Annotated in this window: 11 protein-coding genes and 1 other RNA gene; 7 read left to right on the forward strand and 5 right to left on the reverse strand. The window is 29.8% G+C overall.

Going from position 1 to position 13,870, the window contains the following annotated elements:
• Positions 1 to 59 precede the first annotated feature (59 nt).
• From ACTTBM_RS00395 to ACTTBM_RS00405, 3 genes are read left to right on the forward strand one after another with little or no spacing between them, the layout of a single operon-like run.
• A complete protein-coding gene (locus ACTTBM_RS00395; protein ID WP_440634252.1) occupies positions 60 to 1,766 on the forward strand; it encodes a type I restriction-modification system subunit M in 1,707 nt (568 codons plus the stop codon).
• On the forward strand, positions 1,759 to 3,045 hold the full coding sequence (locus ACTTBM_RS00400; RefSeq protein WP_440634253.1) for a restriction endonuclease subunit S: 1,287 nt from the start codon (positions 1,759 to 1,761) through the stop codon (positions 3,043 to 3,045). The genes ACTTBM_RS00395 and ACTTBM_RS00400 overlap by 8 nt, the downstream gene beginning before the upstream one ends.
• Entirely contained in the window at positions 3,042 to 5,990 is a 2,949-nt protein-coding gene (locus ACTTBM_RS00405; protein ID WP_440634254.1) for a type I restriction endonuclease subunit R, read from the forward strand. Before ACTTBM_RS00400 ends, ACTTBM_RS00405 begins: the two co-directional genes overlap by 4 nt.
• 6 nt (positions 5,991 to 5,996) lie before the next feature.
• Here the strand turns inward: ACTTBM_RS00405 and ACTTBM_RS00410 are convergent, their stop codons facing one another.
• The 3 genes from ACTTBM_RS00410 to ACTTBM_RS00420 all read right to left on the reverse strand — a co-directional run bounded on the left by ACTTBM_RS00410 (position 5,997) and on the right by ACTTBM_RS00420 (position 7,293).
• Positions 5,997 to 6,350, reverse strand: coding sequence for a hypothetical protein (locus ACTTBM_RS00410; RefSeq protein WP_440634255.1), 354 nt, complete (start codon positions 6,348 to 6,350; stop codon positions 5,997 to 5,999).
• A complete protein-coding gene (locus tag ACTTBM_RS00415; protein ID WP_440634256.1) occupies positions 6,337 to 6,672 on the reverse strand; it encodes a hypothetical protein in 336 nt (111 codons plus the stop codon). The genes ACTTBM_RS00410 and ACTTBM_RS00415 overlap by 14 nt, the downstream gene beginning before the upstream one ends.
• A 369-nt stretch (positions 6,673 to 7,041) precedes the next feature.
• Complete coding sequence (locus tag ACTTBM_RS00420; protein WP_440634257.1) at positions 7,042 to 7,293, reverse strand: hypothetical protein; 252 nt, start codon at positions 7,291 to 7,293, stop codon at positions 7,042 to 7,044.
• A 681-nt stretch (positions 7,294 to 7,974) separates the two neighbouring features.
• On the opposite strand from ACTTBM_RS00420, the gene ACTTBM_RS00425 reads away from it, so the two are divergent.
• A complete protein-coding gene (locus ACTTBM_RS00425) occupies positions 7,975 to 9,702 on the forward strand; it encodes an RNA-binding domain-containing protein (RefSeq protein WP_440634258.1) in 1,728 nt (575 codons plus the stop codon).
• A gap of 77 nt (positions 9,703 to 9,779) precedes the next feature.
• Here ACTTBM_RS00425 and ssrA read toward each other — a convergent pair.
• Positions 9,780 to 10,077: a transfer-messenger RNA gene (ssrA, locus tag ACTTBM_RS00430) on the reverse strand.
• Positions 10,078 to 10,081: 4 nt separating this feature from the next.
• On the opposite strand from ssrA, the gene thyX reads away from it, so the two are divergent.
• Positions 10,082 to 11,029, forward strand: coding sequence for an FAD-dependent thymidylate synthase (thyX, locus tag ACTTBM_RS00435; protein ID WP_440634259.1), 948 nt, complete (start codon positions 10,082 to 10,084; stop codon positions 11,027 to 11,029).
• Here thyX and ACTTBM_RS00440 read toward each other — a convergent pair.
• Positions 11,010 to 11,834, reverse strand: coding sequence for an Mrp/NBP35 family ATP-binding protein (locus ACTTBM_RS00440; protein WP_440634260.1), 825 nt, complete (start codon positions 11,832 to 11,834; stop codon positions 11,010 to 11,012). The two genes, thyX and ACTTBM_RS00440, sit on opposite strands and share 20 nt — an antisense overlap.
• 51 nt (positions 11,835 to 11,885) lie before the next feature.
• Here ACTTBM_RS00440 and hflK point away from each other — a divergent pair, with 51 nt between their 5' ends.
• On the forward strand, positions 11,886 to 12,992 hold the full coding sequence (gene hflK, locus ACTTBM_RS00445) for an FtsH protease activity modulator HflK (RefSeq protein WP_440634261.1): 1,107 nt from the start codon (positions 11,886 to 11,888) through the stop codon (positions 12,990 to 12,992).
• The gene (gene hflC / locus ACTTBM_RS00450; protein WP_262590310.1) at positions 12,993 to 13,865 is read left to right on the forward strand and encodes a protease modulator HflC; all 873 of its coding nucleotides are present in this window, start codon (positions 12,993 to 12,995) and stop codon (positions 13,863 to 13,865) included.
• The last annotated feature ends 5 nt before the right edge of the window (positions 13,866 to 13,870 follow it).

Here is a 13,870-nt window from a genome sequence, read left to right on the forward strand (position 1 = left end):
CATTTGCAAGAGTAACAGTTTAAATTCAAATTTAGTCTTTAGTTTGCTACTATTAAATTATGGAAAAACAAAATCTCTCATCATTAATTTGGTCTACAGCAGATGATGTTCTTAGAGGCATGTTCAAACCAAGCGAATATGGCAGGATAATTTTACCCTTTGTTGTTTTAAGAAGACTAGACTGTGTATTAGAACCTCAAAAGGATAAAGCATTTGAACTGCATGAAAAGTACAAAAAAAAACTTAAAGATTTTAATCAAGTAATTCAGAGTCAATTAAATTTACCTTTTTTCAATGTTTCAAAATTTGATTTATTGAGAATTAAAAGTGACCCAAATAACGTTTACAAAAATTTTAATAATTACATTCAAGGTTTTTCTAAAAATGTTTTAGATATAATTGAAAATTTTCAAATTGATCCTTTAGTAACAAAATTAAACAAAAATAAAAAACTTTATCTTCTTATAGATAAATTCACAGAGTTTGATTTACATCCAAGTAAAATTGATAATCATCAAATGGGTTCACTCTATGAAGAATTACTTCGTAAATTTTCAGAAATTTCTAATGAAGAAAGTGGAGATCATTTCACACCAAGAGATATTGTAAAACTTTTAGTCTCTTTTGTGTTTGGAGGAGATAAAGAAAATCTTCAAGGAAAAGGTAAAATACGTTCTGTTTATGACTGCTGTTGTGGAACTGGTGGAATGTTAACTATTGGAAAAGAATGGATTAAAGAAAATATCAATAAAGACTTAAAAGTAGAATTATTTGGGCAAGAATTAAATGATGTAACTTATGCAATATGTAAATCAGATTTTTTAATGTCTGATGAAAATCCTGAAAATATTCAAGGTCCACTTTCCTCTTTATCGGAGGATCAATTTCCTGAAAGAAAATTTGACTATATGATAACAAATCCTCCATTTGGAGTAAGTTGGAAGTCAGATGAGGATTTTGTAAAACAAGAAGCAAAAGACTCTAATGGAAGATTTTCAGTTGGAACTCCACGAACATCGGATGGATCATTGTTATTTTTACAACATTTAATTCATAAGATGGAAGTATCAAGTTCTAGAATAGGTATAGTTTTTAATGGTTCTCCACTATTTACAGGTGATGCGGGAAGTGGTGAGTCTGAAATCCGTAAATGGATTATCGAGAATGATTGGTTGGAATGCATTGTATCTCTTCCTGACCGGATGTTCTTTAATACGGGGATTACGACTTACGTTTGGATTGTAACGAATAAAAAATCACCTGATCGTAAGGGTAAGGTTCAATTGATTGATGGAACCTCGTTCTCAATCCCAATGAGAAAAAATCTTGGTGCCAAAAGTAAAATCATTTCTGAAGAACAAATTCAACAATTGTTTGAGATATATCAGAACAATGAAGAAAATGAGTTCTGTAAAATTTACCCAAATAGTTTCTTTGGATACACTAAGGTTGTTGTTGAACAACCATTAATCGAAGATGGGGTGGTTAAGACCGATAAACAAGGAAATGCAAAACCAGATACTTCAAAACGTGACAGTGAGAGGGTTTTATTGTCTGAAAGTATTGATGAATATTATAATCGTGAAGTGAAACCCCATTTACCTGACTCATGGATGGATCGATCAAAAGATAAAATTGGGTATGAAATAAATTTCAATAAATATTTTTATAAATTTACTCCACTAAGAAGTTTAGAAGATATTTCTCATGAATTAAAATCACTCGACGATTCTATAAAAAATTTATTAAAGGGGATGAATGACTAATAGTTTGAAAATGTATCAGGCAGTTGATTCATATTGGTATGACAAAGTCCCTTCCCACTGGAAAAAAACTAAAAATAAATATGTATTTAATCAGAACAAACATGTTGTTGGAGAGAATTGGAAGAGTTTAACACTTTTAACTATGGGTAAGTCAGGTGTAAAACCACGAAACATGGATGATGGTGGTAAGTTTCCAGCAAGTTTTGAAAATTATCAAACTGTTGAACCAAATCAGTTGATTTTTTGTCTTTTTGATTTAGACGAAACACCCAGAACTATAGGAATATCAAAAGACTATGGAATGATAACATCAGCATATGATGTTTTTTCAACTACCGAAAGTAATGATCCAAATTTTTGGACATATTTCTATCAAATGCTTGATGACCAAAAAGGTCTTCGTCCATTCTACACTGGACTTAGAAAGGTTGTTAGATCTGAAACATTTATGGGCATTGAACTATTTTCGCCCCCTCTTGAAGAACAAAAACTAATTTCTTGTTATCTTGATAAAAAAACTATGCAGATCGATCGTTTGGTAGAGCAAATTCAGAAAAAAACTGAACTTCTTAAAGAACAACGTATATCATTGATCAATAAGAGCATAACCAAAGGTCTCTATCCAACTGTCGAGATGAAAGAAAGTGGAGTTGAATGGATTGGCAAGGTTCCAAAAAATTGGAAAGTAAAAAAAATTAAACATCTTTCAATAGTTAAAAGAGGTTCATCACCCAGACCAATAGACGACCCAAAGTATTTTGATAATAATGGAGAATATTCTTGGGTAAGAATATCAGATGTTACTGCTAGTGGTAAATATTTAGAAAAAACAAAAGAAAAATTATCAGAATTAGGTTCATCTCTGAGCACAAAAATAGAAAAAGGTGACATTTTTTTAAGTATTGCTGGTAGTGTTGGTAAACCAATTATAACAAGTATAAAGTGTTGTATACATGACGGTTTTGTTTGGTTTGAAGATCTGAAAGTTAATATTGATTTTCTCTTTTATGTTTTTCTTCAAGGTACTTGTTTTCAAGGTCTTGGTAAATTAGGAACTCAACTTAATCTGAATACTGACACAGTTGGAGATGTTTATTTACCAGTACCAAATCATAATGAACAAATGAATATTGTTAAAAAACTAGAAAAAAAACTTTTACAAATACAAAAATGTTTAGACTTAGAAACGTTGAGACTGAAACGTCTTCAAGAATATCGTCAATCACTCATTTTTTCTGCTGTGACTGGAAAATTTAGAATAAGTGAGGATATGATATGAACAACCTAAGTCCTACTGAAAAGAAGTTTGAGACTTATATTGAAAAATATCTAAACTCAATCGAGTATAAATCAATTCATTTCGAAAAATATGATCGTACTTTGTGTTTAATTAAAGATGAAGTTTTAGATTTTATTAAAAGAACTCAAGAAGAAAAATGGAATAAATTGAAAGATGCTTACGGTGAGGAAGTTGAGAGAAAGATTCTTGATCGAATCTCATCAGAAATTTCCAGAAGAGGTGTTATTGATGTTCTTCGTAATCAAGTTTCAGATCGTGGAGTTTACTTAGATCTTTGTTATTTTGAACCTAAAAGTGAATTAAATCCAGACCATTTAAGTTTATTTAAATCAAATAAATTTAGTTTGGTTCGTCAACTTCATTACTCTACAAAAAATGAAAACTCAATTGATATGGGTTTATTTTTGAATGGAATTCCAATTGTGACCATGGAATTAAAAAATCAATTAACAGGTCAAAATTTTAAACATTCTGAAAATCAATATCGTTTTGATCGTGATCCAAATGAACCTCTTTTACAGTTTAAAAGAGTTCTTGTTCATTTCTGTGTTGACAACAATCAAGTTTCAATGACAACAAATCTAAAAGGAGGAAAGACAAGATTTTTTCCATACAATAAAGATATAGAAAATCCACCTGTTGAAAATGATTACAGATCTTCTTATCTATGGAAAGAAGTTTTAAATCCCAATTCACTTTTAGATATAATTGAGAATTTTGCTCATGTTTCAAATGAAAAAGAGTATTACTTCAATGAAACAAAACAAACAGTCGATACAAAGAAATTTGATGTGCAAATTTTTCCTCGTTACCATCAACTAGAATTAATTAGAAATCTTAAAGAACAAATTAAAGATGATGGTGAAGGTAATAATTATCTAATTCAACACACTACTGGATCAGGTAAATCTTATTCTATTGGTTGGTTATCTCATCTTCTCACTTCTTTGTACAAATCTAAAGATGATAAGAAAAGAATATTTGACAGTATTATTATTGTAACTGATAGAACTAATTTAGATGATCAATTAAGAGGAACTGTTAAATCTTTATCTAAAGTAGATGGAGTAGTATTTGGTGCAGAAAGAGGATCAAGAGAACTAAGAGAATTTCTTGAAAAAGGTAAGGATATTATAATTACAACAATACAAAAGTTTCCTTATATTTCCGAAGATATAGTTGCGTTAGGTGATAAAAAATTTGCAGTTATTATTGATGAAGTTCACTCTAGTCAAAACGGAGAACTATCAAAAGAATTAAAAAGAACATTAACTAGAAATGAAGATGATGAAGAAGAAGATTTTACACTAGAATCATACCTAGAAGAACAAATTCAAACAAGAGGAAGACAAAAACATATTTCTTTCTTTGGTTTTACAGGAACACCTAAAGAGAAAACTTTAGAAATATTTGGAACAAAGCAAACTAATAATAAATTCAAACCTTTCCATGTTTACTCAATGAGACAGTCTATACATGAAGGATATACCCTCGATGTTCTGCAGAATTACTCGACATATAAGAGATATTTCAAAGTTAAAGAAGTTAAAGAAGATGAAATTGAGATTGATACTGCACAAGGAACTAAGGAAATTTTTAACTATGTAGACTCGCATCAAATTACTATTGAAAATAAAGTTAAGATAATTCTTGATCACTTTTTCAACAAATCATCAAAAGAAATACAAGGTAAAAGTAGAGGAATGATTGTTGTAAAAACAAGAAAACTTTGTGTTCAATATTTTAAAGAGATCAACAGACAACTTGATGAGAGAAAATCAAAATTTAAATGTCTTGTTGGTTTTTCTGGTGAGGTTAAATTTAAAGGTGATCCTGAAAGGTATACTGAAAAAGGTTTAAATTTAACAATTGGTCATGATGGTGATGTTCCATTAGGTCTAAAAAATCCAAAATATAGATTACTTGTTGTTGCAAATAAATTTCAAACTGGATTTGATGAACCCATGCTTCAATCTATGTATATAGACAAAACTTTAAAAGATGTTCAATGTGTTCAAACATTATCTCGTTTAAATCGAACAATGTCAGGTAAGGCATCAACTTTTGTATTAGATTTTGCAAATGACCCAGAGGCAGTCAGATTTTCATTTCAAAAATTCTATCAAGAAGTTGGACTTGAAGAAGAAACTGATCCCAATACACTTTATAATATTCAAACTTCAATTAATGAATTCAAAATATTTTCTAGTGAACAAGTTGAAAAGTTTTGTTCAATATTTTTTGATAAAGATAGGGATGAAGGGAATCTTCATCCAGCATTAGATGAAGTAGTTGATAGTTGGAATGCATTAGATGATGATGAACAAAGAGAAGATTTCAGACTTAAAGTTGCGTCTTATATAAGATTGTATAGTTACTTATCTCAAATTATTAATTTCTCAGATGTTGAATTAGAAAAACATTATATTTTTTATAGATACTTATCTAAAAAATTGAAACCAAAAACAAAAGAAAAAGTTAACATCGAACATTTAATTGATCTTGAGTCATTAAGAATACAGAAATTGCATGATCATATTGATCCTTTAGAAAAAACAGATCATGAATATGAGGGTATCAGCACTACTGTAGGTACATTTACTCCTCCTGCTAAAGACTTACTTTCAGAAATAATTGAAACGATTAACTCAAGATATGGAATAAATTTAACTGATGATGATAAAGTGAATATTGACACTGTAAGACAAAAGATATTTGAAGACGAAGAAATTGAAAAATATATGAATGGAGCAAATTCAGAACAAAACAAACAAGATTACTTTAAAAAACAATTTGATAATGTGATTTTGTCTCTTCTTAAAGATAGATTTGATTTCTATAAAAAACTTGATGAAAACTCAGGATTAAAAAATCTTATTTTTGATAAGATTTATAAAGACTATAGAGAGAGCAAAAATAAATAAATTTCATTAGATAAAGGTGCTCGTATTAATAACTCCACCTTTTTCATACCATCTATGAAAGTAAATTCTATTTTTTCTTAAAGTGTTTAGAAATTCTGCTTCATCAAATTCATTATATTCAACAAGATTTGAAAATATTAAATATTTAACATGATCATAATTTACTTCTGTTCTTCTTTGTTCTTTAAATATTTCTATTGTTAAACAAGATTGTAGTTCACGATTTTTGTAGTACTTTTCTGCATAGACATAAGATTTATCAGTAACAATTAACATGCTTATATAATTAGAGTTAAAGTTTAAGATTTTTAAATCTGTACTTTTCTCAAGATTACAATCCACCATATTAAACTGCTTCATCCCAAAGTCCTTCCTCATATTTGATTTGTTTTTTTTCTAATAATTTAATTAAACAATCTTTCTTTGATTGTTTCTCTTTTGGTTCTATATTTTTTAAATAGAACAATAGTTGTTCAAAAGTAATTCCTTTTAAGTCTTCCTTTTTGATGTTTATGTAGTCATCAAATTCTGCAAACATATTACTAGTCTTAGGGTGTGTTATATCGGAGAATTTCATCATTTCTCCATAATCAGTTAGTGCTGAATAGTATTTTGCTATTGGATTTTCTGTTTTATCAAATACTTCGTATTTCCTACCTTTCGGCAGATTAGTTTTGTCCATAAATGTTAAAGAGTTTTTTATTTTTTAAGAAGATTAACAATTAAAGATATAATATTTAAATATGGTAATATTATGTTTTAGATTGAATATATCTACGAATACTACCTTCCACTATATTTGAGTATTTACGCATATCTTTTTGTGCAACTCTTTTAAACTGTTCATATAGATGTTTATCAATTGTAAAATTGACATTGACTTTACGAGTTTTGTCTAAATTTTCTCTTGTAACTGACCACATTGTATTTTCCTTTTTAAAAGTGTGTTTGTTATAGTTGGCAAACTGACTAGGACTATTAAAATTTTAATGAATATGAAAAATAAGTAATATCTATCGTATTTAAATAAATCACCACTCCTTATGCATATTTAAAAGAATTCAACTTTAGTTTTTTTGACTTTATAATCTTTATTATTCATTAACTGATTAATAATTGCATTTGCATATTTAGTAACTCTTCTAATATGAAAACTAGAGTTGATATAATCACCTAAAATAGCAGTTCTTACATCTTTTAATTCGTCATTATTTAATAGTCCTGATTGAGATAATAGTTCTTCATATTCAGTTTCTGCTTCTTTTGAACTTAATATGTTTTTAATTGTATTATCTAGTTTCATTTAATTTTCTTTAGCAAGTCTTTTTTAATTAACTCTAGTTCTTTATTCATCTGTTGGAGTAACATTAGTTTATCTATTGGTTCTTTTTCTCTTTCTAGTTTCTGGATTAGTTGTTTAATCTTATTCATCTGGCACCTCTTTCTTGCGGAATTGTTTTTGTTTAGACATACCTCTTGCCTCACAGAACAAGAGGTTTTGCCTTGCGTGTATCGTATTGCATAGACCTATATTCTGAATTACTACGAGACCCAGTTGTGCGATAATCTCTATTCAGTTCTCTTTTACTTTCGTAAAACAACGCATCACTTAAATACAAATATAGTTGCATTTAAATTTATTGTGAGTTGACAGGTAAGTCATTGCTCACTTGGTATCAAAACATCATAAATATCCCGTAATGTTTTCTTTTCATTACTTCGGTGACCCATAATTGTTGTCATCAAACATGGTATTTACCGATAGATAGAAGTTTAAGATAACTTCAGCATACGCATTTAAATACTATTTTTTAAATACTCATTAAATCTATCTAAAAGTATTTATAAGAGTTTTGACTTACGCAACTGAATTATTTTTAAAAAAATATTTACGCACTTTTCATAATTCTCATTTAAACTATGTATATAATTTACTTATAATACTACCTATCGACTTGACTGATTTTAAAGGTTAAATTTATTTATGAACAAAATTGATTTTGAAAAATGGAAAAAAGCAGATTTAGAAAGATCAAGTCCTTATATAAAAAGACCAAATTTAACAAATATTGAAAAAACAAAAAAAATAATTTCTGAGAGGATAAAAGAAATTATAAAGAAACTGGGACTTAATGCCAAAGTTTTGATCATTAATTGTACCTGGTATGAAAATTTATTATTAGAGGAAACTTTAATAGAAAATAATTGCTCTGTTGAAGCAATTAAAAAATCAAATTTAGAAGAGTTAATAATTAATATCGATAGTTTAATTAAAAAAAAATATGACTTAATTTTTTTTCAATTACCATTAGGAGTTAGAATACATAAAGATGTTATTAAATCACACGATTTTAAACCCAAGGATGCCGATGATGTAATTCATGAGATTATAAAAAAATATTTAAGCGATGTTGGAGTTGCGCTCAATATTTCCGTAGTTTCATCGTTTGGTAGTAAGATAAAAAAACATAATAACAGCATCAGAGTAAGACAAAATATTCTTGGTCCTGTTTTTTTACCAGAAACAAATATTGATATTTCCTTATATGAATTCATTAAACAAAATAATAAATCTATAAATCATCCTGTTTATTCTAATCCTAAAATTGAATGTGTTGATCTATCAAAAGTTATAAATGGAAAACAAACATATAAAGAAACAAAAATTTATACCAGTTCACCAGAAGATTTTTTTGATGCTCGAAATACTATTAACCAAAGTTTATTAAAAGAAAAAAATAAAAATAAGGAATTTAAACAACTCCATTCTCTTTTGATTAATAGGTATAGATGTGATTTAACAAAATCTAACCCTAATAGACTTAAGTTAATAAAAGAATTAGATAAAATTGAGAATGGTATTTTTATTCCAACTATTCCAAGCAAAACTAACAAAGTTGAAGTAAGTGTAAAAAAATTAAAATCTTGGGCGTATTGGTTAGTTATCCTTGACCCTACAAAAATAAATAATGAGTTTGCAATGAATTATTTGAATTCAGATTTGGGTAAAGAACAGTTAATGAATCATGCAATTGGTTCAACTATCAAAACAATTAATTCAGAGTCACTTCTAAATATTGGGATAATTTTTAAAACTCTTTCTGCACAAAAAAAAATATCGGAAACAAGAAAAAAAATAAAAGATTTTTTAAGTGCCTCAGAAGGATTATTTAGTGAGTTAGAGGAACAGGGAGAAAATTACGAATTTGATCCAGAAAATATACTCAAAAAAATGCCAAATTATGAAGTGGATAAATTAACTAATTTAGATGAGTCTGAGTTTCTAGAAAGAAAACAAACATTAAGAAAAGATACAAAAAAAAAACAATTTCAGAGTTATATAACGGACTCTGTTTTGAAAACTATTGTAGCATTTTTGAATAGTAAGGGTGGCAAACTAATCATAGGTCAAAAAGATAATAAGGAAATAACTGGAATTGAGGAAGATGAATTTAAATCAAAAGATGATTGGTCAAAATTTTTTAAAGATAAAGTAAAAACCCACATTGGTTTAACTTTCTTACAAAATAATATTAGTTTCAAATTCTATTGGGTGAAGGAAAAAACTATTGTTATTGTTGATTGTAAAAAACTAGAGAAAGGGAAACAAGCATATTTAAACGACCAAGACATATATATTAGAGTTGGACCTGCAAGTGAAAAACTTTCAGCAAAAGAAGCGTTGGAATTATTTACCAAAAAAAATAAATAATAGTTCTTAGTAGTTCTTAGTAGAGTTCTTAGTTATGTAAATCACAATTTGTTGTGTGGATTAAAGAGAATTTAATTTTTAGGGGCGTTCTGTTGCCAGGTGCCCCGGACCCCGTGCTTAATTAACTAAGTTAATTATGCAGCAAGTGCGTAACTTTCGTTAGCAATTATAAATTAGCCCGTTACGGTGGAACAATCCCGAACGAAAGAATAGCCTTTAGTCACCCGTCGATTCTAGTTCACCCCCGTAAGTTGTAATGGTGGAGGTGGTGGGTACTGCCCCCACGTCCGCAATGGTTATTACGAAATTCGTTTATCGTCGTAGTTGGAAATCCAACATTAATAATATAAAAGTAATTACAACAGATTCAATAACAATCATGAAATTAACAAAAGAACAATCAGAAGAAATAAAAAACCAGCAATCTCAAAGCAATCAAACTAAAAGAGTTACCGCTCCAGAGCTTGAAAAAATACTCTATGAAGCGCTGCCAGCATTAGATCATGGATTTGTAAGAGTAGTTGATTATATGGGTGATGACACGTCTATAGTTCAGTCAGCAAGAGTATCTTATGGAAAAGGGACAAAGCAAGTTTCAACAGATAAAGGTTTAATAAAATACTTGATGAGACATTGGCACAGCACGCCATTTGAAATGTGTGAAATAAAATATCATATTAAACTTCCAATATTTATTGCAAGGCAGTGGATCAGACATAGGACTGCCAACGTAAATGAATACTCTGCAAGATATTCAATTCTAGATAAGGAATTTTATTTACCAACTAAAGAAAATTTAGCAGCGCAATCGACTAGTAACCGACAAGGAAGAGGGGACGTCCTTGAAGGAAAACAAGCAGAAGAAGTTTTAGAACTTTTAAAAAGTGATGCAGAGAGGACTTATGATAATTATGAGACAATGCTTAATGAAAGATATGATGGTTCAACAATTGACGATAATAAAAAAGGATTAGCAAGAGAACTTGCAAGAATGAACCTAACATTAAATACTTATACCCAGTGGTATTGGAAAACTGATTTATTAAATTTAATGAATTTTTTAAGGTTAAGAGCTGATAGTCACGCTCAATATGAAATTAGAGTTTATGCAGACATAATGTTAGATACAGTTAAAAAATGGGTACCGATAACTTATGATGCATTTATGGATTACAGAGTAGGAGGAACAGAGGTTTCTGCTAAGGGAAAAGTTATAATTCAAAAACTTATTAAAGGTGAAAATGTAGATGTTGAAAGCTCAGGTCTATCTAAAAGAGAATGGAATGAATTAATGGCTGCTTTTGATCTTAAAGATAAGTTGATTTAATCTTCTCAGCAAAATCTAGATATATTTTTGAAATCTCATGTTCTGGGTTCGACTCAACTATTGGTTTTCCTTGATCACCAGAATTTCCAACTTCGGGATTGATTGGTATTTCTCCCAAAAATTCTTTCTGAAATTCTTCTGCTGTTTTTTTTACTCCACCTTCTCCAAAAATTTTGTACTTCTTTCCATCATCTCCAATAAAAAAACTCATGTTATCAACTAAACCTAAAATTTTAACTCCAAGCTTATCAAACATTTTAATCCCTCTTTTTACATCCAAAAGAGCAACTTCTTGTGGAGTTGATACTATGATTGCACCATCCATTTTAATTTCTTGTGAAAAAGTTAATTGAGTGTCACCAGTTCCTGGAGGCATATCAACAATTATAAAATCTAAATCTTTCCAATTAACCTTCTGAGTAAAAGTTTTAATTGCACTCGTCACCATTGGACCACGCCAAATCATCGGAGTTTGCTGATCTGCTAAAAATCCAATTGACATACATTGAATGTCATATTTTGTTATGGGATCTAATTTTTGACCGTCACTTTTTGGCTTTTCATTAATATCAAACATTTTTGGAATTGAAGGGCCATAAATATCAGCATCTAACAATCCAACTTTGCATCCAACTTTTTTTAAAGCCAAAGCAAGATTCGTTGCAAATGTAGATTTACCTACACCACCTTTTGCACTTGATATAGCAATAGTAAACTTAGTTCCTAGAATTGGATTTTTTGTAAAAACTCTAGGCTCCACCTTCTTTTTCATTGCGTCACTTAGTTCTGGCTTTTTATCTGACATAAAACTATCCTTACTTGTTTTTTGCGATAAAGACACTATATACTTTGACATATGTCAGATGATTTCAGAGGCAGAGGCGGAAGCCCATGGGGAACACCTCCAGGAGGTGGAAGTGGAGGAAATGGTTCAGGAAGAGGGCCAACACCACCAAACGTAGATGAAATCATTAAAGAGTTTCAAGATAAAATAAGAAAGTTTTTACCTGGTGGAAAATCTTCAGGTGGAAAGTCTATTGGATTAATTTTATTAGTCTTAGCCTTTGTATGGCTTGCAAGTGGGCTTTATAGAGTATTACCTGATGAACAAGGAGTTGTTCTTAGATTTGGAAAATTTGTTAAAACTACTCAACCTGGATTGAACTATCATATTCCTTTTCCAGTTGAGACTGTTCAAACTCCAAAAGTAACAAAAGTAAATAGAATCGATATTGGATTTAGGTCTGAAAGAGATAGTGGTTTTTCTACAGGTGGAGGAGTTGCAGATGTTCCTCAAGAAAGTTTAATGCTTACTGGTGATGAAAACATTGTAAATATCGATTTTTCGGTATTCTGGGTTATCAAAGATGCTGGAAATTTTTTATTTAAAATTCAGGACCCTGTGGGAACTGTTAAAGCAGCCGCAGAAACAGCAATGAGAGAAGTAATTGCTAAAAGTGATATTCAACCAATATTAACAGAAGGTAGGTCAAGTATTGAGATTGAAACCCAAGAAATTATTCAAAGCATTTTAGATGATTATGAAAGTGGAGTACAAATTACTCAAGTACAAACGCAAAAAGCTGATCCACCTGATCAAGTAATTGACGCGTTTAGAGATGTTCAAGCTGCAAGAGCAGATATGGAAAGATCTAAAAACGAAGCTGAAGCTTATGCAAACGATGTGATCCCAAGAGCAAGAGGGGAAGCACAGAAAATTTTACAAGCGGCAGAAGCTTATAAAAAAGAAGTTGTTGCTAAAGCTGAAGGTGAAGCTAGTAGATTTTTAGCAATTTACAATGAGTATGCTAAAGCAAAAGAAGTGACTCAAGAAAGAATGTTTTTAGAGACAATGGAAACGGTTTTAGCAGATATAAATAAAATTATCATAGATAAAGAATCTGGTTCAGGTGTGGTTCCTTACTTACCGTTACCAGAGCTTAAAAAGAAAGAGACAAATTAAATGAAAGCTGGAAAAATAGTAGCTGGAATATTAGTTTTAATTGGTGTTGTAGCATTCCTATCAGTAATTATAGTTAAAGAAGTAAATCAAGCGATAATTCTTCAATTTGGTGATCCAAAAAGAATTATAATGAAACCAGGCTTGAACTTTAAGATTCCATTTATTCAAAACGTTGTTTATTTAGATAAAAGGATTTTAAATTTAGATACCCCACCAGAAGAAGTAATTGCATCTGACCAAAAAAGATTGATTGTTGATGCTTTTGCGAGATTTCAAATAGTTGATCCTTTGAAATTTTATATTTCTGTTGGAGACGAAAGGGTTGCAAGATCAAGATTATCTACGATTATAAACTCAAGAATTAGAAATGTTTTGGGTCAAGAAGAATTACAAACTTTGCTATCACAAGATAGATCAAAACAAATGTCTTTGATTAAAGATGGAGTTAATAACGAAGCGCAAAATTTTGGAATAAATATTGTAGATGTAAGAATAAAAAGAGCTGATCTTCCTACAGCAAACAGTGATGCAATTTACAGAAGAATGCAGACTGAGAGGGAAAGAGAAGCGAAGGAATTTAGAGCAAAAGGTGCTGAGATGGCAGTAACAATTACTTCGACTGCTGACAAAGAAGTAACCGTGATATTAGCAGATGCTCAAAAACAATCAGAAATTATGAAGGGAGAAGGTGACGGTGAAAGAAATAAAATCTTTGCAGATGCTTTCGGACAAGACCCTGAATTCTTTTCTTTCTACAGATCAATGCAATCTTATAGTAAAGCGTTTACTGCAGGTGAAACCTCAATGATCTTGTCTCCAGATAGTGAATTTTTTAAATTTTTTGGAAATACAACTCCCGATATTAAACAATAATTTTT

The sequence above is a fragment of the Candidatus Pelagibacter sp. HIMB1746 genome (assembly GCF_052047555.1).
GTDB lineage: Bacteria > Pseudomonadota > Alphaproteobacteria > Pelagibacterales > Pelagibacteraceae > Pelagibacter.